This is a genomic window from Exiguobacterium sp. GL_137 (assembly GCF_057834585.1).
The window spans coordinates 2,746,935-2,772,299 of the sequence record NZ_CM174406.1; the positions used below are offsets into that span (position 1 = coordinate 2,746,935).

Consider the following 25,365-nt stretch of genomic DNA (forward strand, 5'->3'; position numbering starts at 1 on the left):
AATTCGTTACATGATAGCGTACCGATGTATTTTGCGGATCCGTATTCTTTTTTGGCAGCGTAGGAGTAACGAGAGCGCCAATGGTCTTATCCGTATTTTTTTTCCCAAGGGGACAGATTTCGGAAAGGTCAGTCTTTCTGAAATCGCTCAATCTCTCGCCTGAATCAATGGGAGACTAAGAAAATGTCTTAACAGAAAACTGAGTACAAAGTCTGTACTAAAGAAATAATAAATTTATTTTATAGGCAGTCTTATTCAAACACAGGTATGACAACATGAGTACAATTAGGATGATTTGGAATTTTTAAGTTTTTACTATAATTCCCATTTTCGTATGCCTCTACTAAACGATTTAACATAGTTTGCGCATTATACTGCCTTCCAGCTGCTAGACTGCATGGCGAATTGTGACTTTCATCACTAGAATGAGGAACAAAACATTCCTGCTCATTATTACTTAAAATAGTTAATAATACAGCTTGATTGTAAAACTTACTTAGGTTAGTTTTTACTAATCTTTTTGCCCATCCATCAGAAAATACTCGTCTATTTCCTGAATGGATTGAAGAACGGACAGGTATGTTTTGTTCAACTAATCTAAAACTATCATTTAAATCGTAATTCCCCTCTATTAAACCAATAAGAATTGATTTGAAATGATTCTCTCGCTCTCCACCTTCCAACACTTTTCCATCTATCTGTTTATCATCAATTAATCCTCTTACTTTAGTTTTTAAATCATTATTTATCATCAAAGTATCGATAATCTCATTAAATTCTTCGGCAAAACTATTTCTCATAATAATACACATCTCCTTTGACTTAAGTTTGAAAAATATAAAAACAAGGCTTTTCAACAATTATTAAATTGCTGAAAAACCTTTGTGATTTAATTACTTTTTTACATCATTCCGCCCATTCCACCCATGCCGCCCATATCAGGCATTGCAGGAGCAGATCCGGCTGGTTCTGGTTTGTCGGCGATGACAGCTTCTGTCGTCAAGAACATCGCTGAAACCGACGCTGCGTTTTGAAGTGCTGAACGCGTTACTTTCGCCGGGTCGACGATTCCTGTTTCGATCATGTCGACGTACTCGTCTGTTGCCGCGTTGTAACCCATGCCTTGCGCTTCATGCTTGAGACGCTCGACGATGACTGAACCTTCTTGACCGGCATTTTCCGCGATTTGACGGAGTGGTGCTTCGAGGGCACGAAGAACAATGTTAACACCTGTTGCTTCGTCGCCTGTTGTGACGGCAAGAATCGATTCAACAGCTTTCGTGACGTGGATGAAGGCTGTTCCTCCACCGGCAACGATTCCTTCTTCGACGGCTGCGCGTGTCGCGTTGAGGGCATCTTCGATCCGGAGCTTCCGTTCTTTCAGTTCCGTTTCTGTTGCTGCGCCGACTTTGACGACGGCTACGCCGCCTGCGAGTTTCGCGAGACGCTCTTGGAGTTTTTCACGATCGAAGTCGCTTGTCGTTTCTTCGATTTGTGAACGGATCGTACCGACACGGGCTGTGATTGAATCACTGTGTCCGTTTCCTTCGACGATTGTCGTGTTGTCTTTTGAGACGACGACTTTCGACGCACGACCGAGTTGCGTGATTTGTGTTTCTTTGAGATCAAGACCGAGCTCTTCTGTGATCAGTTCTGCGCCAGTGACGATTGAGATGTCTTCGAGCATCGCTTTCCGACGGTCTCCGAAACCAGGTGCTTTAACCGCAACGGCGTTAAACGTTCCACGGAGTTTGTTGACGACGAGTGTCGCGAGTGCTTCGCCTTCGACGTCTTCCGCGATAATCAAGAGTGGTTTGTTTTGTTGAACGACTTGCTCAAGGACCGGCAGGATTTCCTGGATGTTCGAAATCTTTTTGTCCGTGATCAGGATGTACGGATTCTCAAGGACCGCTTCCATCTTATCGGAATCTGTGATCATGTACGGTGACGCGTATCCACGGTCGAACTGCATTCCTTCGACGACGTCAAGTTCCGTCGTGAAGCCGCGTGATTCTTCGATTGTGATAACGCCGTCCTGACCGACACGCTCCATTGCTTCGGCGATCAATTGACCAACTTCTTCGTCAGCTGCCGAAATCGCCGCAACTTGTGCGATCGCTTCTTTGCCTTCGATGGGTTTCGCAATCGCGTGCAGTTCTTCGACGGCACGGCGGACTGCTTTTTCGATTCCTTTACGGATGACCATCGGGTTTGCACCCGCAGTGACGTTTTTGAGTCCTTCACGGATCATCGCTTGTGCGAGGACTGTCGCTGTTGTCGTACCATCCCCTGCGATTTCGTTCGTTTTTGATGCAACTTCTGCGACGAGCTTCGCGCCCATGTTTTCGAAGTGATCTTCGAGTTCGATTTCTTTTGCAATCGTCACACCGTCATTCGTGATGAGTGGTGAACCGAATTTACGTTCGAGGACGACGTTACGTCCTTTTGGTCCGATTGTCACTTTGACTGCGTCCGCTAATGCGTCTACTCCGCGAAGCATCGCCCGGCGTGCTTCTTCACTGAATAAGATATCCTTTGCCATGACTGAAATCCCCCTTTAATTAGTTTGCTACTGCTAAAATATCGCTTTCGCGTAAGATTAAGTATTCGTTACCATCGACTTTCACTTCTGACCCTGCGTATTGCGCATAGATGACGTGGTCCCCGACATTCACTTCAAGTGGTACACGGACACCCTGCTCCGTCACACGGCCTGTACCGACAGCGACGACTTTACCCTCTTGCGGCTTTTCTTTCGCTGACCCAGGAAGAACGATTCCTCCGAGTGTTGTTTCTTCTTTTTTAACGACTTCGATCACGATGCGATCACCAAGTGGTTTTAACATGCGAAACATCCTCCTTGAACATGACTGTTTTTTAGCACTCACTTAATTGGAGTGCTAACATATTTTTATCTTAAACGGTTTCCGGTTGGAATTCAAGCCCGAACCCTTATCCGTTTTCCCGGAATTGACATCTTTGAACCATCACCATTCGTGCGCCCGGTCGGTTTGTTTGTTACAATCGGGACAGTACCTTCATTACAAAGGAGTTGTGTTCCGCCCGATGAAAAATTCCGTCAATCTGCCGTTTAACATGGCTGAGAAGTGGCAAATCCGTCACGTCATTCCGATCGTGATTTATTTAATCGTGCAACTTGTCCCGGCGACCTTTCCCAGTTTCCTATCAAAAAGCCAAATTCCGAGTGTTCTCGGTTGGTGGCTCGCGATCGGTTTTACCGTAGCCGTCATCGTTTCCTTCTATTGTCTACGTCCTGACTGGCAGAAGTGGAAAGCAGAGGGCAACCAAACCGATACGATAGATACGTTAAAGTGGATCGGAATCGGGATTGTCTTACTGTATGTCTCTTTAATCAGCGTCAACTTGATTGATGCCTGGTTGTCCGGTGGGATTGAAAATATCGCGAAATCACAAAATACGGATCAAATCATGCAAGCGATCCAAGTCATTCCGATTCTCCAACTGATGGTCGTCCTGCTTGGTCCGATCATGGAAGAGTTTCTGTTCCGCCACATCATGTTCGGAAACTTGTCGACGAAACTGAACTTCATCTTCAGCTTCGTTCTCAGTGGAATCATCTTCGGTCTGATCCACGGCGACAACAAGTTCTTGATTTATGTCGCGATGAGTTTCGTCTTCTCGCTCGTCTTTGTCAAGACACGCCGCATCATCGCTCCAATCGCGATCCATGTCTTTAACAACGGCATCGTCGTACTCGCACTCTACGCAACGACTTAATTAACGAAAGGTAGTGTTTTCATGCGACAAGGTTCAAACTTCATGGCATTTTTCTATGCCATCTTCGGTATTCTGTTCATGTACCTCGCTTACAGCAACTCGATCGAGGCCGGAACCGTCTTCAACTTCTGGACGATCCTCTTGACGCTGTTCGCAGCCGTCGACTTTTACCGTCTCTACCTCATCTTCCGCTTCCGGATGGCAGCCAAGAAGATGATCAAAAAAGAACAGGAAAAAAAGGACGACAAGAAATAACGCAAAATGAGATCGTGTTTTAGATTGTAAACACCCCCATTTTGAAATGAACTGCTCCCTCTTGCTCCCCCTAAAATAGACAGGAGAAATAACTAAAAATTATCTAAACGGTCTGATCCCTGAATTCAAGTGGACTCAGGCCGTTAGTAGTTGTTGATATCGTTCTTTATTGTAAAACTGTATGTATCGTTGGATTGCTTGAAGAAGTTCGTCGAGCTCCTGAAACTTACTTAAATAATAAATTTCACATTTCAACGTACTAAAAAAGATTCCATAAGGTCGTTATCGATACACTTACCGACACGAGACATACTTTGCGTAATATCTGCTTCTTTAAAGGCATGCGATGTATATTGGAATCCTCTATCACTATGAAGACAAAATGCGATTTTTCTCTTAAACGAGAAGGATCGTTTTTTTGTTCGCCTCGAATCGTTTTTTTGGGACAAACATCGCGGCGCTTCACTTCGTTGCAGAGTCGCTCCTGTTTGTTTTTGCCTAGAGAGCGATTTCGAGCGAATAAACTGAAATACAAGAAGAAGTTTGTCCGACGCACTGCGCAACAATACAAAAAATAATTGGACCTAGAGGTCAACGAAGATCGGATACTTCATGAAAAAAAGTAGTTCGCCTACTCTTGTCATAATGCTCGTGACAGGAATTGATTCGTTCTCGGATTGATTCTGATACTTGAAAAAGTCCATGATAGTACCGTATTCCCTTAGCTTCTTCAATGTGTCACACAGCATTTCGAAAACCTTTCTCTGTCGTCGCCGACTCTGCTTATAAGACAGTTCCAATCGCCCATCATCTTCTCAAGCAAGGCATTTTACCCGCCTTCCCTGTATACACGCCCTAGAGGAGTGAAAGAAATGTTCAAGACAAAGAACTTCTATTATGACTGTTATCTATGCGAGAACAATAAAGGTCTCTGTTATCGAACTCGTCTTCGCAGACGTGAGGGAGATGCATGGCATGCGTTGGACCTACCATCGGGTTCTGAAAAAAACAACGCTTCAAGCAATGCTTACTTTCAGTGCCCTGAACCTCAAAAACTTACCAATTGGTCCTAGGACTCCAGTTAAGTACCGAATCCAGGCATTAAAAGCTCCTAAAAAATACTTCCCAACTTTTTAAGCACTGTTCGATAATCTATTTTTAATTCTAAAACACTTTCTTTTTATACTGAGAACAATAATTAATTTTGATTTCTAATGAGATTTTATTACATTTTTGTAATAAAAGTATTTACGCGTAACTCTTTTGTAGTATATTTACAAATGAATTAAAAATATTAGGAGATGATTTTAATTGAAAAAAACATTGAAAAATAAGATTATGTACTCGGTTGCATCTGGTGTAGCTCTAGCAAGTTTATTATCTGGTCCAAGTGTTTCAGTTCATGCACTACCACTGAATAAATTGGAATATGTTATAAAGGTTCTTAAACTTAAAGATATTGATTCAAGTGATGAATTAAAAAAAGAGTTAAGATATCTTGAAAATTCGGAAGAATTGGATGATTTTACTTCAGCGCAAAAAGAAACTTTAAAATCTGTTTTAATGAAAGAAACCTCTAAAAAAATTATTAATGACTATAATGAAGAAATGAAAAATGAAATTAACTTAAAGATATCAGGAGTCCTGTCTAACCTAACAACTGGGGAAGTAGAAGAAAGAAGATTATCTGATGGCTCAGCAATAGAGGTCGGATCAAATGATGAATCGATTGACTCAAATAGTGAGGGAGATGATGATGAAAACTTAGGAGGAATTAAGTTACAAAGTGTTCAACCTGGAAATACACAAATTCGTACAAAAAAATATGGAAATAGAAGATATACTGCATGGGTAAAAATTAAAAGTTATAAAGTTCCAATAGCTACCCTGAAGCTTGTTAATCATTATTCAATTGGTAATTATGGACTTCGACTGAATTCAGTAGATGGGACAGGGAGTAACGGTTCAACAGATTTTGCAGATGTTAGAATAATAAAGATGACTATGCCTGATCGTTATGCAAAAAAAGCAGGAGAGAACATTAATGGCAGAGGCGAGTATCACATAGATGGATTTTTAAATGCGGGATATGCCTCCATTACAAGCACTATTAAATTAGAGCTACTCAATAAAACTGCTAAAACAGGTAGAGTGTACCAAACATTAAAATTCGAACAGTAAATTTAATGGTTAATAATATATATAATCCGAAATATATTTATTGGGATGAATAAAAAAAAGATTTATCATGGATGAATTAAATTACTTTCTACTAATTAAGCATTTGTATCGATAAAGACATTCGACAGCTTGGCTCTTAATTTTTATAGAGTCAAGCCTGTTTTGTTAATACGACGGTTTGTCAAATTAAGTGCAACACTTCTTCCGTGAAGACCTCGTATGCAGTTTTCCAGTTGAGACATTTTCGTGGTCTCCCATTAATCCAGGTGAGCGCTTGAGCGATTTCAGAACGACTGACCTTTCCGAAATCTGTTCCCTTCGGAAAAAATTCACGTAGAAGACCATTGGCGTTCTCGTTACTCCCACGTTGCCAAGAAGAATACGGATCCGCAAAATACATGGGTAAGCCTAACGTGTCACGAATTCGTTCATGACAGCTAAACTCTTTTCCGCGATCTGTCGTCGCAGTTTGGAACGTTCCCAACGGGAAAAAAAGATGTAATGCTTGAATCGCAGACTCAATCGATTGAGCGGACCGATTTTCCATCGGTACAGCGAGATAAAAATGACTCTTTCGCTCAACGAACGTTGCGACACAGGCTTTGGACGTCCCTCTACCCGATACAACAGTATCAAGCTCCCAATTTCCAAACGTTTGACGCCCTTTGACGTCGGACGGACGTTTACTGATTGGCAGTCCGACGTTGAAGCGCCCGCGCGTCTCACGTGGTTTCTGACCTTTCCCTTTTGCCGAAGGAGTCCAGAATCGGCCTCGACGAGGCCCATATAAATCCAACGATAAGTTGTCTTGAACGAGAGTCCTTCTTCTTGGAATAATCGTCCGGCAATTTGTTCATGGGACCACGTCTCCCGTAACTTTTCGAGGATGCAGATTCCTTTTTCGAGTGTAAACTTCGTACGTGCACCGCACTTCTTTTTTCTCTCCACATAACGCTGGTCAGCATGAGAAGAATCGTAGTGAGGATTTCGTTTCAATTCTCGTGAAATCGTAGAAGGTTGACTCCCTAGGCGTCCCGCAATCTTTCGGACAGAGAAACCTAACTCAAGATACGTCTCTATTTTGACTCTTTCTGATACGGTAAGATGAATATAGCTCATAACGAATCCTCCGTTGAATTTTGTGTGGTAACTCTATTCTACACGAGGCCGTTATGGGTTTTTTTGTGTTTCCAGCTAGGTGTTGCACTTAATATTACAATTCGTCTTTAAATAAATTTAATGCATCCGAAAGCAATCAATTTTTACAGTGCCCTCAACGATTCATCTGGTCTGCTGTCCTCTATTATGCACTCTTGATTTGATCCTTCTTACCTTCCGTCGACATGAACTCGTCGAGTTGGTCGGAATCAAGGACACCTTCCCACTTCGCGATGACGAGTGATGCGAGCGTGTTCCCTGTCACGTTGACGACAGAACGCATCATATCCATGATCCGGTCGATCCCGGCGATGAAGGCGAGACCTTCTGGTGGAATCCCGACCGTTCCGAGTGTTGCGAGCAACACAACAAACGAAACTCCCGGTACAGCAGCCATTCCTTTTGACGTCAGCATCAGAACGAAGACAAGCGTCAACTGCGTGCCGATCGATAAATCAATGTTGTACATCTGCGCGATGAACAACGCAGCCATGGCTTGGTAAAGTGCTGATCCATCGAGGTTAAATGAGTAACCCGTCGGAACAACGAAGCTGACGATCGATTTTGGCACACCCATCTTCTCCAGTTTCTCCATGACGCGTGGTAACACTGTTTCCGACGATGCCGTCGAATACGTCAGGAGTAATTCATCCTTAAAGACACGGACGAAATCCGATACCCGGATGCCGACCCATTTCATGATCGAGCCAAAGACGATGACCATGAAAAGAAGCGCCGTGACATATAACGTTCCGATCAATTTAAATAATGAACCGAGTGATTCGATTCCGAACGTCGAGACAGTGACACCAATCAAGGCGAAGACACCGATCGGTGCGAACTTCATGACGATGTTAACCAGGTTGAACATCGCCGCTGCGACACCTTCGAAGAAGCGGACGACCGGCAAGCCTTTTTCGCCCGCAAATCCGACACCGAGTCCAAATAGGACCGAGAAGAAGATGATGGCGAGCATATCACCGCGTACCATCGCGTCCAAGATGTTCGTCGGCACGATATTGACGATTTTTTCGACAAGACCTTGATCTTTCGTCGTTTCTTCTGTCGCGACGTACGTTGAGATGTCCGTCTTTTCAAGCGTCGCCATATTGATACCGGCTCCCGGCTCAACAAGGTTTGCTGCGAATAATCCGGTAAAGATCGCAATCATCGTGACGATTGTAAAGTAACCGAGCGTCTTCGCGCCAAGGCGTCCCAGACTTTTTGGACTTCCGACCGATGAAACACCGAGCACGATTGTCGTAAAGACGATTGGGACGACGATCATTTTCATCATCCGGATAAAGATATCACCGATTGGCTTCAGCCACTCCGCGACATGTGGATTCCCGTAAAAGATACCACCGACGGTAATCCCGAGAATCAATCCGATTAAAATCTGCCAAGCAAGACCAAGTGGTTTGCGTTTCGTTGCTGCCATAATCTGCCTCCTTAATTTCACACATTTTAAAAACACATAAGTGAATTTTGTCCTAAATACAGCTAGATGTCAAATCGTTCTGTAGTAGTACAGAACAGACAAAAAACGTACTTCCGCAACCGAAAAGGCTGTAGAAATACGTTTTTGCTCTGTTTGTTAATGATTCTGGTTCACCATTTCCTGAATCAATTCCCGATTCCGTTTTTTAAAGACTTCATTATGCGACGACACCATCGCGACTTTCGGTGCCTCCGGTTCAATAAACTTCTTCGCACGGTTGACAGCATTCGCTGCATCCTGGAATGCACCGGAGATGAGATGAACTTTGCCATCATGCGACAGGATATCACCCGCTGCATAGAGACCAGGCACACTTGATTCACTCGATGCTGTCCCGGCGATGTAAAAATCATCGACCTGTTGCAACTCAAGATCGCAGTTCGAAAGCAACTCGGCATCCTGCTCATAGCCGTGATTGATGATGACTTCATCAATCTCCAGCGTCACCGTCTCGTTCGTCGTACAGTCAATCAGTTCGACCGAGGCAATCCGGTGATGGTCGTCACTCGCAACCAGCTTATGAATTGTCGTGTTGAGCAGACAAACAGCGGAACTGTTGACGAGCTGTTCAACTTGCGCTTCATGCCCCGTGAAGCAGTCTTTCCGGTATGTGACGTAAACTTTTTTTGCGACCGGTTCGAGCTCGTTCGCCCAATCGATTGCCGAGTTCCCCCCGCCGGAAATAATGACGGTCTTATCCTTAAACCGTTCAATCGATTTGACAGTGTAGTTCAAGTTCGACACTTCATACCGTTCTGCGCCTTCGATTTTCAGCTTCTGCGGATTGAGGATCCCGCCTCCAACGGCAACGATGACGGTTTTCGAATAATGGATCGTCCCCGACTCTGCTTCGAGTACGAAGTTGCCGAACACATCTTTCGTGATGGAGATGATTTTTTCGTTCAAATGGACTGTCGGATTAAACGTCAGTCCTTGTTCGACCAGCTGTTCCATCAGCTTTGCACCGGTAATAGGTGGCTGACCTCCGACGTCCCAAATCATCTTTTCCGGATAGACGTGAATCTTTCCACCCAGTTCTGCCTGATATTCGATTAATTTCGTCTTCATTCCGCGTAGTCCACTATAGAAAGTAGAGTATAACCCGGCCGGGCCTCCACCAATTACCGTTACATCGAACAATTCCTGCTGTTCCATCTCGCTCACTCCCTCACGATTCGATTCGATACGACTGATTATCATTCTCATTTCCAATGATAACGTGAACATGTCTTGAAGACAAGAAAAAATGTTGACAGCGTTTTTATGAAACTGGTATGGTTAGGTGGACGATAGTGATAATCATTATCAACGAATACGATTTTAACCGAAAAGGAGTCTGTGTGTATGGTACGTCTAGCAACGGAAGAAATCAGCATCGGTTACGGAGATCGTACCATCGTCAAAGACTTAACGGTCCAGATTCCCGATCGACAAATCACGACGATCATCGGGGCAAACGGATGCGGAAAATCGACGTTATTAAAAGCGATGACCCGGATCATACCCCATCAATCAGGGCGTGCGTTGCTCGATGGTCTCGATATCGCGAAGGAAAGTACAAAACTGCTTGCCCGGAAAATGGCTATTCTGCCGCAAACCCCGGAAAGCGCAAGTGGTCTGACGGTCGCAGAGCTTGTCTCATACGGTCGATTTCCTTATCAAAAAGGTTTTGGTCGTCTGACGAAACACGATTACGAGATCATCGATTGGGCACTCGAAGCGACAGACACGATGGCGTTTAAGCATCGTCCTGTCGACGCTTTGTCCGGTGGTCAGCGGCAACGGGTCTGGATTGCGATGGCACTCGCGCAGGAAACCGACATCATCTTCCTTGATGAGCCGACGACCTACCTCGATCTCGCTCACCAACTTGAAGTCCTGGAGTTACTGGAACAGCTCAACCGGACAGAAGGTCGGACCATCGTGATGGTGTTACACGATTTGAATCAAGCGGCACGTTTCGCCGATTACATCATCGCCATGAAACACGGTGAAGTCGTCAAAGCCGGAACGTGTGAGGAAGTCATCTCAAAGGACGTCCTCAAAGATGTATTCCATATCGATGCCGAAATCGGTCGTGATCCGCGCACGAATAAACCGATGTGCGTCACCTACAACTTAATTAAGGGAGATTGAATCATGAAAAAACTGTTATTACCGGTTCTTTTATTGTTAACACTTGTGATTGCCGCCTGTGGCAACACGGAGAAAAAAGAAGAGACATCATCCGCTGATACAAAAAAAGAAACGATTACCTATAAATCCGAAACTGGAGACGTCGAAGTACCGGCGAATCCGAAACGTGTCGTCGTCCTCGCCGGTTTTGCCGGAAACGTCATGGCACTCGATGTCCCGCTCGTCGGTGTCGACTCATGGTCTAAATCAAATCCGAAGTTTGATTTGAAAAACGTCCAAGAAGTTTCAGAAGAGAACGTTGAGAAAGTCATCGAACTCGAGCCGGATCTCATCATCGGCTACAACACAACGAAAAACATCGATAAATTCAAAAAAATCGCACCGACTGTCACATACACATACGGAAAAGTCGACTATTTGACACAACACATCGAAATCGGTAAATTGCTCAACAAAGAGCAGGAAGCACGCGACTGGGTCAAAGACTTCAAAACACGTGCTGCGGACGCCGGAACAGAAATCAAAGCCAAAATCGGTGAAGACAAAACGGTTTCCGTCATCGAAAGCTTCGACAAACAGCTCTACGTCTTCGGCGACAACTGGGGCCGCGGTACAGAAATCCTCTACCAAGAGATGAAATTAAAAATGCCGAAAAAAGTCACGGAGATGGCGTTAAAAGACGGCTATTACGCGTTATCACCTGAAGTTCTGCCGGAATATGCAGGCGACTATCTGATCTTCAGCAAAACAGCGGAAGCAGACAACTCGTTCACGAAAACGGACACGTACAAAAACATCCCTGCCGTTAAAAACAACCACGTCTTCGAAGTTGATTCAAAAGAGTTCTACTTCAACGATCCACTCACATTGGAACGTCAACTGGAGTTCTTCAAGAAAAATTTCCTTGGCGCGTAACGTATACTAAAGGAGGGAGCCTCATCGCTCCCTCCTTTTTTGGATTCATACAAACTGGAGGCGATATCCGTGTCATCCGCTCGACTACCTTTTGGCTTAAAAATTTCATTCGGACTCATTCTGTTCGTCATCATGTTTTGGCTATCGATGACGTTTGGTGCTGCTGATACGACGATCCGCGAAGTCTGGAACGCCTTGACGTTTGGTCCGCTTAACGATAAAGCAAAAATCATTCAGGAAATCCGGCTGCCACGTGAACTGGCAGCAATTCTCGTCGGTGCCGCCCTCGGCATCTCGGGAGCAATCATGCAGGCAATGACCCGCAATCCGCTCGCTGACCCCGGTCTGCTCGGTTTGACGGCCGGTGCCAACGCGGCACTCGCCTTAGCCATCGTCCTCCTGCCCGGCATCAACTACTACGGCATCATGCTTGCCTGTTTCCTCGGGGCAGCTCTTGGTGCGGCACTTGTCTTCGGCATCGGGGCTTCCCGAAAAGGCGGATTTTCCCCGCTCCGGATCGTCCTCGCCGGATCTGCGATTTCCGCTTTCCTGTATGCGATCGCGGAAGGTATCGGGATTTACTTTAAGATTGCCCAGGACGTTTCCCAGTGGACGTCAGGCGGTCTAGTTGGGACGACGTGGGGTCAACTACAAGCAATCACGCCGGTCATCATCATCGGTACATTGATTGCGATGATTTTCTCACGTCAATTGACGATTCTCAGTCTGTCAGAAGAAGTTGCGCTTGGTCTTGGTCAAAACATCACCAGGATCAAAGCCGTGTTGTACATCGTTGTCATCCTGCTTGCCGGTGCTGCCGTCGCCTTAGTCGGCAACATGGCCTTCATCGGATTGATGATTCCGCATATCGTCCGGGCGATTGTCGGGACCGATTACCGGTATATTCTGCCGATGACGGCTGTGTTCGGGGCGACGTTTATGCTGCTTGCTGATACAATCGGACGGACGCTGTTTGCGCCGTACGAAACACCGGTCATTGCAATCGTCTCGATGCTCGGTTTACCGTTCTTCTTATTGATTGTTCGTAAAGGAGGTCACGCATTCTCATGATGGAAACCCGTTTACGTAACCGTCAACGCCTGATTTTCTTGCTGTTAAGCCTGTTATTGCTCGGAACAATCATCCTCAGCATCGGTCTTGGTCCGGCTTCTCTCTCTTACGATCGCCTGTTGCCGACCCTGCTCGGACAAGGATCGTTCAAAGAAGACTTTGTTTTATTTTCACTCCGTCTGCCGCGGATTGTCATCACGTTGCTCGCCGGGATGGCGCTCGCCTTGTCCGGATCGATCCTGCAAGGCATCACACGCAACGAACTGGCCGACCCCGGAATCATCGGCATCAATACGGGAGCCGGGGTCGCGGTCGCCATCTTCTTCCTCTACTTCCCCGTGGATGTCGGCTCATTCATCTACGGCTTACCGGTTGCGGCATTCTTAGGTGCTTTAGTGACCGCTGTCGCCATTTACGCACTCTCGTACGACCGGAATCGCGGCTTACAACCGATCCGGTTGATTTTGACCGGGGTCGGTTTCTCGATGGCCTTGTCCGGAATCATGGTCATTCTGATTTCTTCGACCAAACGTGAAAAGGTCGACTTCATCGCCAAGTGGCTGGCCGGTAACATTTGGGGAACGGATTGGACGTTTGTTTATGCCTTACTGCCGTGGCTGATTGTCCTGATTCCGTTCACACTGTATAAAGCAAATAAGCTTAACCTGCTCGCCTTAAATGAACCGGTTGCGATCGGCGTCGGCGTATCGATTGAAAAGGAACGGATTCAACTGTTGCTGACGGCTGTCGCACTCGCGGCATCCGCCGTTTCTGTCACCGGAGGGATTTCCTTCATCGGTTTGATGGCGCCGCACATCGCTCGGGCGCTCGTCGGTCCCCGTCATCAGTGGTTCCTGCCGATTGCACTGTTGATCGGCGGCTGGCTGCTTGTATTGGCGGATACGATCGGACGCAACATTGCCGGTCCGGACGGTGTGCCTGCCGGAATCGTCGTTGCGCTGATCGGCGCTCCGTACTTTGTCTATCTGCTTCTGAAAAAGTAAGAACACTGATCAACCAACCAGAAATGATTTTTGGTTTCACTCGCTTTCCTCAGGCGAGACACAAGACCCGCTTTCCTGCCCATTTGGACAGGAAAGCGGGTCTTGTTTGTCTCTGATAGCGCAAGTTACCTTGCGCTTTCTCCTGCAGGAGTCTCGTGAATCAAATCATTTCTTTAAAAACACAACAGCAGCGAGAGGGATTTCAACTTCCCCTCGCTGCTGTTGTGTTTTACGTATCGTTTTATTAGATCATTTAATATTTAACCCGCCGCGCTTCTCTTTCCGCGAGAATCAGCTCGCGTTCTGATAAATGCGTCGGATCGAGTCGTTTGATCCGGGAATCGACGAGACGGTCGAGTGACAAGACGGATAGTAAAAAGACCAGAATCGGTCCGATCAGCGTTGGTCGCGACACGTACGGAATCAAGAACTGGGACGCCACGACAAGTAGAAGCTCGGTAATCGTAATGACGATGTACGGCAACCCGAGATGATCCCAGACTTCCATCCGGTCAAAACGTTTCGTGAAATAACGGTACTTCAAGAAGCGGACCGTCCATTGGTAGCCGAGGACGGGAATCAGTAAAAAGTAATGCATCGAGGCTTCAGCGAAGTTTAAATCATCTGCCAGAAACAAAAAGATGATCAAAACGAGTAGAAAAAATACCGTTTGGACACTCCGGGCACGTTTCGTGAAGCGCAGGTAATCAAGTGTTCGTTGCTTTGTACTCTCTTCCATAACATGTCCCCTCTCTACCGAATCAACCTCTTTTCCGGTACTGTTCGATTTCCCGCATCGTCACGAAAGCAGGATCAAGCTGTTTCGCTATCGTGTTTAATCGAGAGACGTATACCGTAATTGCGAACACCCAGAACAGAATCAGGGCGAAAGAAATACCTGAATATCCTGGGAAAACATAACCAGAATACATTAAAAACATCGGCACAAAATACCCAATCATTGAAGCCCGACCGACCTTTAAAACAGTCTGTTCATATAAATCAGTTTCCAAACGTCGCTTTAAAATCCGCAGACGCATGATTTCGCGGACGACGCCTGCGAGACAAAGTACCGTAACCGCAAATAACGTAAACAGTCCTGTTTCCCAAACCCCAGGAATGAACCAACAGATTAACGCAAGCATCAATACAGCAACCGGAATCAGATGTTGAAGCTTTTTAAGCGGCGGTCCAAGCAAATTTAACCGTGTATTTTTTTCAAGCAGTGTATTCATTTGATGTTAGCTCCTATTTCATACATTTTTGTATACTTCCTGATCACTGACAAAATCCGGATCATCACGTAGTTGCAGTTTCTTGAATGTCCATTCACACACTGCATACAGCGGAATCAGAATGAGCATCAGGCTAAGCCACATCTGCCAAAACGGACGTTCCATCGTTGCTACCATCAGAACGATGAAAATCGTATACAGAATCACTTGATAGATGATCCAAAAACGCCATTGTTTGGTTGCCAATTCTTCTCCGATATACGATTCAAGAATCTGACGTTTTTTGAATTGATAACGAAGATTCGAAGCAAGAAAAGCTGCCGGAAATAATAGACTGAACAGAACCGAGTCAAACACAGTTATGAGAATTCCGACAAGCATCAACAATAAGAACGTCCACACCCACTTTTTCCCTAAGAAGTCCTTTTCCATATAAGCCAGCGTCAATTCGTGTAACCGTTCGTCCCGTGCCGTGCGCATGATGTTCTCTCCTTTAGATGTCATTCTTCCAGGTCCTTCACATGCTTATGCACTTCCTGATCACTGATGAAGTCAGGATCTCCCGACCGCGCCATCTTCTTAAACAGCCAATCGGTCGCAAAATAAATCGGAGCGAGAATCAAGATGATCCAAAACGTCATCTTCCATAAAGACATACCTTTCGTTTCGAGTACAACCATGAGCAATGAGCCATATAATACAATCTGAATTCCGAGCCACAGCATCGATTGTGTCATGACCTGATCTTTGGAGAGATACCGTTCTAAAATCCTGCGTTTTTCCAGCTGAAACGGAAGATCAAAAATCAGATAGACAAGCGGCAACAGACCGAAGTAAAGTGCGGAATCCATCGTTTCCGAAAAGATGCCGAGCGTTGCCGCCACGGCAGCCATCAGCCAGCCGCTTTTTTGCAGTTGACTCTTATCGATATAGGCAAGCGTTAGTTCATGTAACCGTTCGTCCCGTGCCGTTTGCATCTGACTTTCCTCCTTCATCCCTGCTGGATCTCTGTTTCACTGATATAAGTCGGATCAATCTGTTTAGAGCGGTACATCAAGAAACGCCGGCAAAGCCAGTAAAACGGAATGACGAAAAGACACAGTCCAAGCAAAAAGGTCGTACCTGACCGATCGGCCGTCAGAATAATCAAGGCTGCGAGCGCTCCGTATTGAAACAGTCCGACACCGACATGCAGACGGAACAGACGGTCTGCTGATCTTTGGGAGGTGTGACGGGCAACGATTTGAAAACGCCGGTGCTGCCTCACGACATCATATATGAAATACAGAATCGGAATAATCAAAGCAAGGATTGGTTGCTGAATCATATTGCTGACAAACAAGAAAAGTGCCAAGACGGCCCACAATTTAGCCGTCGTCCGTTGATGCATGTGTTGATAAAGTTCCTTTAATTCCATCTGTTGTCCTGTCACGGCATTCATTGCAACACGTTCCTCTCCATCAGCTCTTAATGTAATATACTTACATTTTACCAGTTATGTTTCAAAAAAAAAGAAACTTCTGCAAAAGAAGTTTCTAGGTCGAGACCTGGATGATCAGATAGATGACACTGTATGCAACAATGGCGAGCGGAATCATTGCGACACCGATCAACCAACCGTTCTTATCCCGAATTCCGAGATACAGAACCAGACAGCCGACGATGAAGGCAATGAGTGTAGTAAATGGATTCATACGAGTTCCCCCTCAAAAAATAACCTATAAAGAAATTTCCCATTCCCGGAACTTGATAAACACCGAAAGCCTTTCTGTAACACACTGCGAAAAAACAGTGTCGATTCCGGCGAACGTCCACCGGGACCAACACTGTCTTCAAATCCTTATTTCTTCGTGATGACAACTTTCTTTTCGACGACATGGCCACCGAGGTCTTTTAATTTCAAGTTGTAGACGTTTTGACCTTTTTTCAAGGTAACAGTCTTGTAGATTGTTTTCTTGAAGGCACGCATTTCATACGGTTCTTTGAACGAACGGCGGTATTCCGCATTACCGTTCAGATCAAAGCGTAACTCATCGTAGTTGTCGCGCAGGACGATCGTCATCTTAGCTGTTTTCGTTTTGCTTGAAACCGTTTTTGGTGCTGTCACACGGATTGTCGGACGCTCCGAGTCGATGATGACTTGACGGCTGAAGGCAACACGATTACCTTTTCCATCATAGCCTTCGACTTTAAACGACTTCACACCATCCGTCGTATACGTGATGTCATGGCTGAATGCATAGTGTTGTTGAACCGCATCCCAGCGTAATTTAACGGCTTTTCCGTTAATTTTGAATGATTTGACGCCAGACTCATCAGAAACGTTTCCTGAGACCTTCACTTGTTGGGATGTCGTTAAGCCCAGTGCTTCCGGTGTATCGATTTGGACATTCGGAACCGCTTTATCGACACCTGATGTATTGACGTTTTTCTTCACGCTGTTACCGGCATAATCTGATACGACGAACGTGACTTTCGTCCGGCTTGGCAGATCCGTCAGCGTGTAGTTTTTAACAGACGGAGCGAGCGGCTGTTTCAAGACACTTTTTCCGTCGACCAGGATATCGAATGAAGCGACACCCGTTCCTTGGTCACCGGCTGTCCAGGAAACTGCTTTTTTGTCAGCATCCCATTTAACAGTCGCAGCCGGAATTTTCGTATCGATGTAGATCGGGAATAGAGCCGTCTGCCATTTCGCATTCGGATAATCGACGACCGATTTCACTTGGTAGTAGTACAGACCATCTTTGACTTTTGAACCGTTGACCGTTCCATCCCACGCCGCATTCGTCACCGGTGTGAAACCATCTTCCGATCCGCCATCGTAATAGTTTTTGATGACGTCTGACTGCGTTTCGAGTTTACGGAGTGTTGATTTATTGCGGTCAAGAATCGAGTACTCGACTTTTTTCGCATTCCGTAAGAATGACAGGACCGGGAAGGCCTCATCGGCACTGCCGTCACCGTTCGGTGAGAACGAGACTTTTTCTTTAACGACGTCGCCTGCAGCATTCGTTCCGAGGAGGTTGAAGTTATCCTTCACTTCTGTCGCAAGACCTGTGACGCCGTAGAACGTGTTGTCATCGTAGAGTGGTGCATCAAGGATTGGTGCTTTGTCCCATGCTCCTTTGAAACCAACGTACGGAACTGTCAACTCAGGATTTTTGCTGTTCGTATCGATCAGACGGACGAATCCTTCGACGAAGTAGCCGTTTTCGAAGATTGACTCAAGCGGTGCACCGTTTGCCCAATCGACTGTATCTTTTAAATCAACCGTAACGTTGACTTTTGTTGTACTCTTCGCGTTAATCGCGACTGAACTTGCTTTCTTCGAGCCGACCGTGAAGGAGATCGGGAACGTGCCTTTGTTGGCGTCAACCGCATCAACTGTTCCTTTTTTGAATATACCGTTGGCTTCCAGGAAATTTTGACCTTGGACGGCGAGATCCGATTGGACCGTTCCGGCAAGTTTATACGTCAACTTCTCATTGCTGTAGTTCTTCAGGTCTAACGTGAAGCTGAACTTGTCGCCGACTTGTTTCAAGGCGGCTTTTCCTTCACCCGACTTCGTTTCCGTAACGACGACCGGTGTTTTCATCGCCGCACGTAAGTCCATCAGTCCGGCACCTTCACGACGCGGAGAATAATAGTTACCGGTTTTTGCTTCCGCATTGTATTTTCCTTTATCGAGCTGCGGACGTGACGTGTTCATTAAAATCGTCTTCGCGAGTTTGACACGTGTCGCTCCACTGACCTTGAAGTCCTTGTCGATCCGCTGCATGACGAGTGCTGTTCCACCGGCGACGTGTGGTGCTGCCATCGATGTTCCGCTCATGACGCCATATTCGTTATCGTTGAGTGTTGAGTAGATTTTCCCGCCCGGTGCCGTGATTTCCGGCTTGAAGTCAAGGTTCGGCGTCACACCCCATGATGTGAAGTCAGACATTTCGCCTGCGACCGGGTTTGGTGTCGAGACTGCTTTTCCGTCAAACGTCACTGTCAATGCCTTGCCGTCTTTCGCTTTCGCTTCGAGTTCGTTTCCGTCGGCAATGCTTAACGAGACGAGCGGAATCGTAGGTTTATTAAGTGCCATGCTGACGTAATCACCATGATCGACACGTCCGCGGACGATGACACCGGCCGCGCCTTGTTTCTCGGCTTCCGCTTGAATCATGCCGTAGTTGAAGCTGCCGTTCCGGACGACGAAGACGACTTTATCCTTGACGTCTTTGCCGGCATAGTTCGGTTCACTGCCGTCACCAACATAGACGACATCCATCTTCTCTTTATCAAAGACCGCAATCGGATTCGGCGAGTCTTGTTTCTGATAAGCGAGGTAACCTGCGTCCTGCCCGTCGACCGTCAATGCCATTCCTTCGAGTGTCAGCTGTGTGTTTTCAACCGACGCGACTTGCAGCGATTCGCTGATTAAGCCCGGCGAGCCGACGACACCGACGTCTGGATTCGACGCGTACGGGTTTCCGGCGCCGCTTCCGGCGAATGCCGAGTTCCCGGCTGAAATTGCACATAAAATACCGTTGTTCATCGCATTGACGATTGCTTTTTGTTCCGGATCATCTTTTTGGACGAAGGATGCCGTTGAACCAAGACTCATGTTGATGACGTCTGCTCCTAGCGCAATCGCATCATCAATCGCTTTGATATAGATATCACTGAATGTCGACGGCATCCCTGGATCATTGCCGAAGACCTTCATCGCGAGGAGTTGTGTTTCCGGTGCAACCCCTTTGATTCCACCGTTCGTTTCATCGCCGTTGGCACCCACTGTACCGGCGACGTGCATCCCGTGCATCGAAGCGCCTGGCCCAAGATCACGGATTTCGCTGTCATGATCCGCATAGTTATAGCCGTACGGTACTTTTTCCGTGAAGTAGTTTCCTTTTAAACCTTTTGACGATTTAAAGCTTTCGACTTTTGACGACGTCAAATCGACTTTCGTCTCCGGACTGAGGACCATGTCCTTGTGCGTCGGATCGATTCCCGTATCGATGACGGCAACGATCGTTCCTTCCCCTTTATAGCCGTAGTCCTGCCATGTCTGCTTCGCATTGACCATGTCTTTACTATGTAACATGTTTGGTGTTGCGCCCTTTTCGACTTCCGGACGCGCATATTCGTGTGCGATATGTACGTTTTTGACCCCGCTTAATTTTTTCAGTTCCTTGATTTCACCATATTTGACTTCCCCGCTGAACCCGTTCAATACGGTCGTGAAGCTTTCTTTATACGAAACAGAAATGTCTTTTTGGGCAATTGCCGCTTTGACTTCCTTCTGTTTGTTGACGATTTGATTCTTAAGAATAATTTTTTCCGTGTTGCTTAACGTGCTGTAACGCTTATTTTGTGCCTGCGCGTGTTCAATCGCTGCTTTTTGATCGAGCTCGACGACAATCCGTACTTTTTCGTTTTGACTGTATGACTTTTCTTGACCCGCTTTTTTCAGTGAGAGTGCTTGTGGCTTTTGTACATCCACTTTTTGTGATGACACGTGTCCCTCAGCATGAACTAGGCTGGAAGATGTCATGAGGGCAGCCGCCATCAGAGCAATCTTCTTTTTCTTCATTCCTTTTCCTCTTTTCCAAAAATGTAATGTGGAGCAAAAACGTATTAAACGAAAATTCTGTATTTTTAGTTTAATTAACTTTCGCTTAATATACAATTTAAATTTGGTGCTTTTTAAAAATATTTGTTTGTTTATTACATCACAAAATGAATAAATCCTTATATTCCCTTATCTATTTCTTACAGGTGAATAAAAAAGGACAAAAAAAACCTTGGTTTCCCAAGGTTTCGGCAGGTAAAGCAATATGGAGACTATCGGGCTCGAACCGACGACCTTTTGGCTGCCAGCCAAACGCTCTCCCAGCTGAGCTAAGCCCCCGTGTGTTTCTATAATGAGTATACCCATTGCTGTTCATTTTTTCAATATAAAATTAGACCGCTTACAAAAAAATCTCCCTCACCTTACCGGCAAAGGAGAATCTTCCGTTATTTGTTCAATTCACGCATCATATCTGCCTGTCGTTCCAGTTCAGCCTGTTGCTCCAGGATCAGCACTTTTTTATACGTCCGTGCCGAGATGATGATACTGATTTCATAGAGGATGAACAAAGGAACAGAAATCATCAAATGCGACGTAATGTCGGGCGGTGAGATCAACGCCGCGATCACGAACAACGCAAAATACGCATACTTCCGATTCTTCCGCATGAAGAACGGCGTTACGAGTCCGAGCCGTGTCAAAAACATCGTCACGACCGGTAACTGGAACAACAGACCAAACGGAATCGTCAACCGGATCAGGAAACTGAAATAGTTCTCGACACCGATGACCTGTTCAATCCCAAGCTCTTGTCCGAGTTCCGTTGATACTTCAAGTAAAAACGGCAACAGCCAAAAATAAGAAAAGGAAACGCCCGCGAGGAATAAGAAAAACGTCACGGGAATGTACGTCAACGTCGCTTTTTGTTCTTGATCGTGCAGACCGGGACGGATGAACGCCCAAAGCTGGTACATCCAAAACGGGGACGCCAAGACGATTGCGATGATGAACGCAAGATTCAGATATAACATCAACGGATCAACGACGTTAAACGCATTTAAACCGATTCCGAGTTCCTTGAGGTCGGCCTGTAAAAAACGGACGAGCGGCCGGACGAGCGGAAAGGCTGCGATAAACATGACTACCACGATGATGAGCGACCAGATGATCCGCTTACGCAGTTCATCTAAGTGCGATGTCACACTCTGTTCTTGATCGATCGCCATGATTCACTCACTTCTCTTTCGTTTCGTCCTTTTTGTCTTTATCATCTTCCATGATGCCGTTTGTCGCACTCTTGAATTCTTTTAACGTTTGACCGGCGGCGCGGCCGAGTTCCGGTAATTTCTTCGGTCCGAAGATGATGAGGGCGACGACACCAATCAAGGCGATGCTCCCCGGGCCGATACCAAGTGTCAACGGGATTAAGTTTTCCATTATGATTTCACTCCTTCAGCTGATTGCGAATAATGCTTCATGAAATAGACGAGCGACTGCAGCTCGATTGACAGATCGATGTGATGCACCCGGACGTGGGCCGGGACATTCAACCGGGCCGGTGTAAAGTTCAGAATGCCGGTCACACCGTACTCAACTAACTCATCCGCTACTGACTGCGCGAACTGCGACGGTACCGTCAAGATGGCGACATCGACATGGTTCGCTTTGATTTGTTCTTTCATATCCGAGACGTGATAAATCGGAACGTCCTGCGTCGTTGTTCCGACCTTGTCTTCATCGGCGTCAAACGCGATGACGATACGAGTACTATTATTCTTTAAAAAGTTATAATTTGCAAACGCTGTTCCGAGATGTCCGACCCCGATTAAGGCGACATTCGTGACCTCGTCTTGGTTGAGTGTCTTTCGGAAAAATGTTAACAAATGTTGAACGTTATAACCGTACCCTTTTTTCCCTAACGCCCCAAAGTAGGAAAAGTCACGACGGATCGTCGCAGAGTCGACTTTGACCGCTTCGCTGAGCTCTGCTGACGAGACGCGCAGCTTGCCGGAGTTATAGAGACTTTGGATAAAACGATAATATAACGGCAGTCGTTTCGCCGTTGCTTGTGGTATTTTTGTGTCTGGCCCATTCATACTGCAGTTCCCCCTTCGGCCACGTTCTGACGTGGCACCCAAATCAATGCAAAGAATTCTACTCTCCTTGATTGTAAACCACTTCACATAGAGTAACAAATATTATATTCGGCAGGATTTTTCGTGATAGACTAAAGGGTGGAAGGATGGATGGATATGATTCTCTTACAAGTAAACCAACTCTCAAAATCATTCGGCGTAGAGCCGATTTTAGACAATATTAAACTCGAAGTACAGGAACGGGACCGGATTGCCCTCGTCGGACGAAACGGTGCCGGAAAATCGACACTTTTAAAAATCATCGCCGGGGAGCTGTCACATGACTCGGGGGAGATCATGAAAAGCAAGGAAGTCCGGATTGGTTATCTCGCGCAGGACAGCGGACTCGAGTCGAACGAATCGATTTGGAACGAGATGCTGACCGTCTTTGAGCATCTGCAGGATCAGGAACGGGCGCTTCGTCGGATGGAAATCGAAATGGGCATGGAGCACATTTTAAATGATCCGACTGCCTATGACCGTCTCCTGAAAACGTACGATCAAGCGCAACACGACTTCTCGGAAGCCGGCGGCTATCAGTTCGAAGCCAACATCCGCTCTGTCTTACACGGGATGCGTTTTTATCCGGACGATTATTCCCGCCGGATTCAGACGCTTTCCGGTGGACAGCGGACCCGGCTTGCCCTGGCGAAGATGTTACTCCAGGCACCGGAACTGTTGATTCTCGATGAGCCGACCAATCACCTCGACATCGATACGTTGTCCTGGCTCGAAAGCTACCTGTCCGGTTACCGTGGTGCTGTCCTGATCGTTTCCCATGACCGCTATTTCCTCGATCAAGTCGTCAACGTCGTCTATGAATTGTCCCGGAACGTGTCGCGGAAATTCACAGGCAACTATACGAAGTATCTCGAACAAAAAGCGGCACTGTACGAACAGGAAATGAAACAGTTCGAACAGCAGCAGGAAGACATCGCGAAGATGCAGGACTTCATCCAGCGTAACATCGCCCGTGCGACGACGACGAAACGGGCGCAAAGTGTCCGCAAGCGTCTCGAAAAAGTCGACCGGATCGACCGTCCGGACGGTGACGAACGCAGTACGGTTCTGTCATTCCCGATTGAAAAGCAGAGCGGCAATGATGTGCTGCAGGTCAATCAACTCGCTGTCGGCTACGAAGAAGCCGTCTCGAAAAACATTACGTTCCGGCTGCAACGTGCGGAATCACTGGCGCTTGTCGGACCAAACGGAATCGGCAAGTCGACGTTACTGAAAGTGCTTGTCGGCCGTCTGAAACCGCTGTTCGGTGACTATCGTTTCGGTACTGGCGTCTCGATTGGCTACTACGATCAGGAGCAGGCGGAACTGAACGACCGCAATCGGGTCATTGATGAAATTTGGAACGAATGGCCGTTGATGCGCGAACAGGAAGTCCGGTCCGTTCTCGGGCAGTTCCTGTTCAGCGGCGATGATGTCTTCAAGCTCGTCCATGAATTGTCGGGCGGTGAACGCGGACGTCTGGCGCTCGCGAAGCTGAAGTTACGGAAAACGAATCTGCTTGTGCTGGATGAGCCGACGAACCACCTGGATCTTGATTCGAAAATGGTCCTCGAAAATGCACTTGTCGATTACGAAGGCACGTTACTGTTCGTCTCCCACGACCGTTACTTCATCGACCGCGTCGCGACACGTGTCATCGAGATGAGTACAGACGGCGTGACCGATTACCTCGGTGACTACTCGTATTATATGGAGAAAAAAGCCGAGAAGGAAGAAATCGCCCGCCTCGAAGCAGAAGAAGCGAAAGCGATCAAAGTCGCTTCGACGAAGACGATTGATAAAGAGGCGCAAAAAGAAGCGCGCAAAAAGAAACAACAGCTGGAGAAGCTCGAACAAGAGATTGAACGGTTGGAGAACCGGTCGGTCGAAATCGAACAGTTGTTGTGCGAACCGGAAGTCTTTAATGATATTCCGAAAGCGACCGCCCTTTCGGCAGAGCGCGATCAGATTGATGTCGACTTGCTCGATTTGATGGAACAGTGGGAGTCGTTCCACTGATGCGCTCGAAAAGTTATCTGATCAATCTGATCCAAGGATTATTGTCCGGTGTCCTCTACTTCGTCCCGATGTATGCGGACTATGTCTCGGCTTTCATTCGTCCGGATGCGTTTAATGCCGTTTATCCGTTGTTTATCTTGATTTCCTGTATGATCGGTCTTGTCATTCAGACATGGAGCGGACTGTTCATCAGTTTATTATCCGGTCTGATCTGCACGTTGCTGACGATTCAATCGTTCGTCGAACTGAATGATCCGATGATCATCATGTATTACGGTGCCGTCTCCCCATTGGTGGCCTTTTTAATCAGCTGTGTCGGGATTTGGGCGCTCGCCGTCCTGTTTTATCTACTCGACGGTTTCCAGTACAGTAAACGCCATAACATGGAGTAAGCAACAAAAAATAGACGAGGGAAGCAGACATCGAATCTGCT

At 46.5% G+C, this 25,365-nt stretch carries 24 protein-coding genes, 1 tRNA gene and 3 pseudogenes; 10 read left to right on the forward strand and 18 right to left on the reverse strand.

The genetic code is table 11. The annotated features are described in order from the left end of the window. Positions 1-251: 251 nt before the first annotated feature. The 3 genes from AC3IRK_RS14225 to groES form a co-directional block, all read right to left on the reverse strand. Positions 252-800 (reverse strand): hypothetical protein, encoded by a 549-nt coding sequence (locus tag AC3IRK_RS14225; RefSeq protein ID WP_489170138.1) that lies wholly within the window; start codon positions 798-800, stop codon positions 252-254. Between the two features lie 101 nt (positions 801-901). Continuing rightward, positions 902-2,542 (reverse strand): chaperonin GroEL, encoded by a 1,641-nt coding sequence (gene groL, locus AC3IRK_RS14230; protein WP_026831841.1) that lies wholly within the window; start codon positions 2,540-2,542, stop codon positions 902-904. 19 nt (positions 2,543-2,561) lie between these two features. Further along, a complete protein-coding gene (gene groES / locus AC3IRK_RS14235; protein WP_012371631.1) occupies positions 2,562-2,846 on the reverse strand; it encodes a co-chaperone GroES in 285 nt (94 codons plus the stop codon). 220 nt (positions 2,847-3,066) lie between these two features. On the opposite strand from groES, the gene AC3IRK_RS14240 reads away from it, so the two are divergent. Both AC3IRK_RS14240 and AC3IRK_RS14245 read left to right on the forward strand, forming a co-directional pair. Then, entirely contained in the window at positions 3,067-3,759 is a 693-nt protein-coding gene (locus tag AC3IRK_RS14240; protein WP_489170139.1) for a CPBP family intramembrane glutamic endopeptidase, read from the forward strand. 21 nt (positions 3,760-3,780) lie between these two features. Beyond that, the gene (locus tag AC3IRK_RS14245; RefSeq protein WP_026831839.1) at positions 3,781-4,014 is read left to right on the forward strand and encodes a DUF4305 domain-containing protein; all 234 of its coding nucleotides are present in this window, start codon (positions 3,781-3,783) and stop codon (positions 4,012-4,014) included. A 103-nt stretch (positions 4,015-4,117) separates the two neighbouring features. On the opposite strand, the pseudogene AC3IRK_RS14250 reads toward AC3IRK_RS14245, so the two are convergent. Continuing rightward, a pseudogene (locus tag AC3IRK_RS14250) lies at positions 4,118-4,391 on the reverse strand (transposase); the annotation flags it as partial. Positions 4,392-4,905: 514 nt separating this feature from the next. Here AC3IRK_RS14250 and AC3IRK_RS14255 point away from each other — a divergent pair. Next, positions 4,906-5,151 (forward strand): annotated as a pseudogene (locus AC3IRK_RS14255) (transposase); the annotation flags it as partial. A 174-nt stretch (positions 5,152-5,325) separates the two neighbouring features. Then, complete coding sequence (locus AC3IRK_RS14260) at positions 5,326-6,195, forward strand: hypothetical protein (RefSeq protein WP_489170140.1); 870 nt, start codon at positions 5,326-5,328, stop codon at positions 6,193-6,195. Between the two features lie 181 nt (positions 6,196-6,376). On the opposite strand, the pseudogene AC3IRK_RS14265 reads toward AC3IRK_RS14260, so the two are convergent. From AC3IRK_RS14265 to AC3IRK_RS14275, 3 genes and pseudogenes are all read right to left on the reverse strand, one after another. Next, a pseudogene (locus AC3IRK_RS14265) lies at positions 6,377-7,314 on the reverse strand (IS30 family transposase). 184 nt (positions 7,315-7,498) lie between these two features. Beyond that, positions 7,499-8,794 carry a cation:dicarboxylate symporter family transporter gene (locus tag AC3IRK_RS14270; protein ID WP_489170141.1) on the reverse strand — a complete coding sequence of 432 codons (1,296 nt, stop codon included), beginning with the start codon at positions 8,792-8,794 and terminating at the stop codon, positions 7,499-7,501. Between the two features lie 156 nt (positions 8,795-8,950). Further along, positions 8,951-10,009 carry an NAD(P)/FAD-dependent oxidoreductase gene (locus AC3IRK_RS14275; protein ID WP_131972020.1) on the reverse strand — a complete coding sequence of 353 codons (1,059 nt, stop codon included), beginning with the start codon at positions 10,007-10,009 and terminating at the stop codon, positions 8,951-8,953. 189 nt (positions 10,010-10,198) lie between these two features. Here AC3IRK_RS14275 and AC3IRK_RS14280 point away from each other — a divergent pair, with 189 nt between their 5' ends. From AC3IRK_RS14280 to AC3IRK_RS14295, 4 genes are all read left to right on the forward strand, one after another. Next, positions 10,199-10,990 (forward strand): ABC transporter ATP-binding protein, encoded by a 792-nt coding sequence (locus AC3IRK_RS14280; protein WP_131502463.1) that lies wholly within the window; start codon positions 10,199-10,201, stop codon positions 10,988-10,990. Positions 10,991-10,993: 3 nt separating this feature from the next. Continuing rightward, entirely contained in the window at positions 10,994-11,905 is a 912-nt protein-coding gene (locus AC3IRK_RS14285) for an iron-hydroxamate ABC transporter substrate-binding protein (protein WP_131502464.1), read from the forward strand. Between the two features lie 63 nt (positions 11,906-11,968). Then, entirely contained in the window at positions 11,969-12,976 is a 1,008-nt protein-coding gene (locus AC3IRK_RS14290) for a FecCD family ABC transporter permease (protein ID WP_131502493.1), read from the forward strand. Beyond that, the gene (locus AC3IRK_RS14295; protein ID WP_131502465.1) at positions 12,973-13,980 is read left to right on the forward strand and encodes a FecCD family ABC transporter permease; all 1,008 of its coding nucleotides are present in this window, start codon (positions 12,973-12,975) and stop codon (positions 13,978-13,980) included. Before AC3IRK_RS14290 ends, AC3IRK_RS14295 begins: the two co-directional genes overlap by 4 nt. A 253-nt stretch (positions 13,981-14,233) precedes the next feature. On the opposite strand, the gene AC3IRK_RS14300 is transcribed toward AC3IRK_RS14295, so the two are convergent. The 11 genes from AC3IRK_RS14300 to AC3IRK_RS14350 all read right to left on the reverse strand — a co-directional run bounded on the left by AC3IRK_RS14300 (position 14,234) and on the right by AC3IRK_RS14350 (position 22,874). Next, positions 14,234-14,719: a hypothetical protein gene (locus tag AC3IRK_RS14300; RefSeq protein WP_489170142.1), complete on the reverse strand. Its 486-nt coding sequence runs from the start codon at positions 14,717-14,719 to the stop codon at positions 14,234-14,236. Positions 14,720-14,741: 22 nt separating this feature from the next. Next, complete coding sequence (locus AC3IRK_RS14305) at positions 14,742-15,215, reverse strand: hypothetical protein (RefSeq protein WP_489170143.1); 474 nt, start codon at positions 15,213-15,215, stop codon at positions 14,742-14,744. An 18-nt stretch (positions 15,216-15,233) separates the two neighbouring features. Continuing rightward, a complete protein-coding gene (locus AC3IRK_RS14310; protein ID WP_489170144.1) occupies positions 15,234-15,695 on the reverse strand; it encodes a hypothetical protein in 462 nt (153 codons plus the stop codon). A gap of 20 nt (positions 15,696-15,715) precedes the next feature. Next, positions 15,716-16,192, reverse strand: a complete 477-nt coding sequence (locus AC3IRK_RS14315) for a hypothetical protein (protein ID WP_489170145.1) — start codon at positions 16,190-16,192, stop codon at positions 15,716-15,718. Positions 16,193-16,206: 14 nt separating this feature from the next. After that, positions 16,207-16,656, reverse strand: a complete 450-nt coding sequence (locus tag AC3IRK_RS14320; protein WP_489170146.1) for a hypothetical protein — start codon at positions 16,654-16,656, stop codon at positions 16,207-16,209. A gap of 94 nt (positions 16,657-16,750) precedes the next feature. Further along, positions 16,751-16,909 carry a hypothetical protein gene (locus AC3IRK_RS14325; protein ID WP_489170147.1) on the reverse strand — a complete coding sequence of 53 codons (159 nt, stop codon included), beginning with the start codon at positions 16,907-16,909 and terminating at the stop codon, positions 16,751-16,753. Positions 16,910-17,055: 146 nt separating this feature from the next. Further along, positions 17,056-20,799 carry a S8 family serine peptidase gene (locus tag AC3IRK_RS14330; protein ID WP_489170148.1) on the reverse strand — a complete coding sequence of 1,248 codons (3,744 nt, stop codon included), beginning with the start codon at positions 20,797-20,799 and terminating at the stop codon, positions 17,056-17,058. A 245-nt stretch (positions 20,800-21,044) separates the two neighbouring features. Continuing rightward, positions 21,045-21,117: transfer RNA gene (locus tag AC3IRK_RS14335), tRNA-Ala, on the reverse strand. Positions 21,118-21,224: 107 nt separating this feature from the next. Then, positions 21,225-22,004, reverse strand: a complete 780-nt coding sequence (gene tatC / locus AC3IRK_RS14340; protein ID WP_131502471.1) for a twin-arginine translocase subunit TatC — start codon at positions 22,002-22,004, stop codon at positions 21,225-21,227. Between the two features lie 7 nt (positions 22,005-22,011). Beyond that, positions 22,012-22,215, reverse strand: coding sequence for a twin-arginine translocase TatA/TatE family subunit (locus AC3IRK_RS14345; RefSeq protein WP_026831823.1), 204 nt, complete (start codon positions 22,213-22,215; stop codon positions 22,012-22,014). Next, positions 22,215-22,874: a redox-sensing transcriptional repressor Rex gene (locus AC3IRK_RS14350; protein ID WP_012371649.1), complete on the reverse strand. Its 660-nt coding sequence runs from the start codon at positions 22,872-22,874 to the stop codon at positions 22,215-22,217. Before AC3IRK_RS14350 ends, AC3IRK_RS14345 begins: the two co-directional genes overlap by 1 nt. A gap of 156 nt (positions 22,875-23,030) precedes the next feature. On the opposite strand from AC3IRK_RS14350, the gene AC3IRK_RS14355 reads away from it, so the two are divergent. Together AC3IRK_RS14355 and AC3IRK_RS14360 are read left to right on the forward strand one after the other, a co-directional pair. Beyond that, positions 23,031-24,932 (forward strand): ABC-F family ATP-binding cassette domain-containing protein, encoded by a 1,902-nt coding sequence (locus tag AC3IRK_RS14355; protein ID WP_188004850.1) that lies wholly within the window; start codon positions 23,031-23,033, stop codon positions 24,930-24,932. Continuing rightward, entirely contained in the window at positions 24,932-25,324 is a 393-nt protein-coding gene (locus AC3IRK_RS14360; protein WP_051525108.1) for a hypothetical protein, read from the forward strand. Before AC3IRK_RS14355 ends, AC3IRK_RS14360 begins: the two co-directional genes overlap by 1 nt. Positions 25,325-25,365: the final 41 nt, after the last annotated feature.

What these genes read in the sequence shown, in the direction of transcription:
- AC3IRK_RS14225 (WP_489170138.1), bottom strand. Translation starts at nt 800, where the DNA reads ATGAGAAATAGTTTTGCCGAAGAATTTAATGAGATTATCGATACTTTG.
- groL (WP_026831841.1), bottom strand. Translation starts at nt 2,542, where the DNA reads ATGGCAAAGGATATCTTATTCAGTGAAGAAGCACGCCGGGCGATGCTT.
- groES (WP_012371631.1), bottom strand. Translation starts at nt 2,846, where the DNA reads ATGTTAAAACCACTTGGTGATCGCATCGTGATCGAAGTCGTTAAAAAA.
- AC3IRK_RS14240 (WP_489170139.1), top strand. Translation starts at nt 3,067, where the DNA reads ATGAAAAATTCCGTCAATCTGCCGTTTAACATGGCTGAGAAGTGGCAA.
- AC3IRK_RS14245 (WP_026831839.1), top strand. Translation starts at nt 3,781, where the DNA reads ATGCGACAAGGTTCAAACTTCATGGCATTTTTCTATGCCATCTTCGGT.
- AC3IRK_RS14270 (WP_489170141.1), bottom strand. Translation starts at nt 8,794, where the DNA reads ATGGCAGCAACGAAACGCAAACCACTTGGTCTTGCTTGGCAGATTTTA.
- AC3IRK_RS14275 (WP_131972020.1), bottom strand. Translation starts at nt 10,009, where the DNA reads ATGGAACAGCAGGAATTGTTCGATGTAACGGTAATTGGTGGAGGCCCG.
- AC3IRK_RS14280 (WP_131502463.1), top strand. Translation starts at nt 10,199, where the DNA reads ATGGTACGTCTAGCAACGGAAGAAATCAGCATCGGTTACGGAGATCGT.
- AC3IRK_RS14285 (WP_131502464.1), top strand. Translation starts at nt 10,994, where the DNA reads ATGAAAAAACTGTTATTACCGGTTCTTTTATTGTTAACACTTGTGATT.
- AC3IRK_RS14295 (WP_131502465.1), top strand. Translation starts at nt 12,973, where the DNA reads ATGATGGAAACCCGTTTACGTAACCGTCAACGCCTGATTTTCTTGCTG.
- AC3IRK_RS14300 (WP_489170142.1), bottom strand. Translation starts at nt 14,719, where the DNA reads ATGGAAGAGAGTACAAAGCAACGAACACTTGATTACCTGCGCTTCACG.
- AC3IRK_RS14305 (WP_489170143.1), bottom strand. Translation starts at nt 15,215, where the DNA reads ATGAATACACTGCTTGAAAAAAATACACGGTTAAATTTGCTTGGACCG.
- AC3IRK_RS14310 (WP_489170144.1), bottom strand. Translation starts at nt 15,695, where the DNA reads ATGCGCACGGCACGGGACGAACGGTTACACGAATTGACGCTGGCTTAT.
- AC3IRK_RS14315 (WP_489170145.1), bottom strand. Translation starts at nt 16,192, where the DNA reads ATGCAAACGGCACGGGACGAACGGTTACATGAACTAACGCTTGCCTAT.
- AC3IRK_RS14320 (WP_489170146.1), bottom strand. Translation starts at nt 16,656, where the DNA reads ATGAATGCCGTGACAGGACAACAGATGGAATTAAAGGAACTTTATCAA.
- AC3IRK_RS14325 (WP_489170147.1), bottom strand. Translation starts at nt 16,909, where the DNA reads ATGAATCCATTTACTACACTCATTGCCTTCATCGTCGGCTGTCTGGTT.
- AC3IRK_RS14330 (WP_489170148.1), bottom strand. Translation starts at nt 20,799, where the DNA reads ATGAAGAAAAAGAAGATTGCTCTGATGGCGGCTGCCCTCATGACATCT.
- tatC (WP_131502471.1), bottom strand. Translation starts at nt 22,004, where the DNA reads ATGGCGATCGATCAAGAACAGAGTGTGACATCGCACTTAGATGAACTG.
- AC3IRK_RS14345 (WP_026831823.1), bottom strand. Translation starts at nt 22,215, where the DNA reads ATGGAAAACTTAATCCCGTTGACACTTGGTATCGGCCCGGGGAGCATC.
- AC3IRK_RS14350 (WP_012371649.1), bottom strand. Translation starts at nt 22,874, where the DNA reads ATGAATGGGCCAGACACAAAAATACCACAAGCAACGGCGAAACGACTG.
- AC3IRK_RS14355 (WP_188004850.1), top strand. Translation starts at nt 23,031, where the DNA reads ATGATTCTCTTACAAGTAAACCAACTCTCAAAATCATTCGGCGTAGAG.
- AC3IRK_RS14360 (WP_051525108.1), top strand. Translation starts at nt 24,932, where the DNA reads ATGCGCTCGAAAAGTTATCTGATCAATCTGATCCAAGGATTATTGTCC.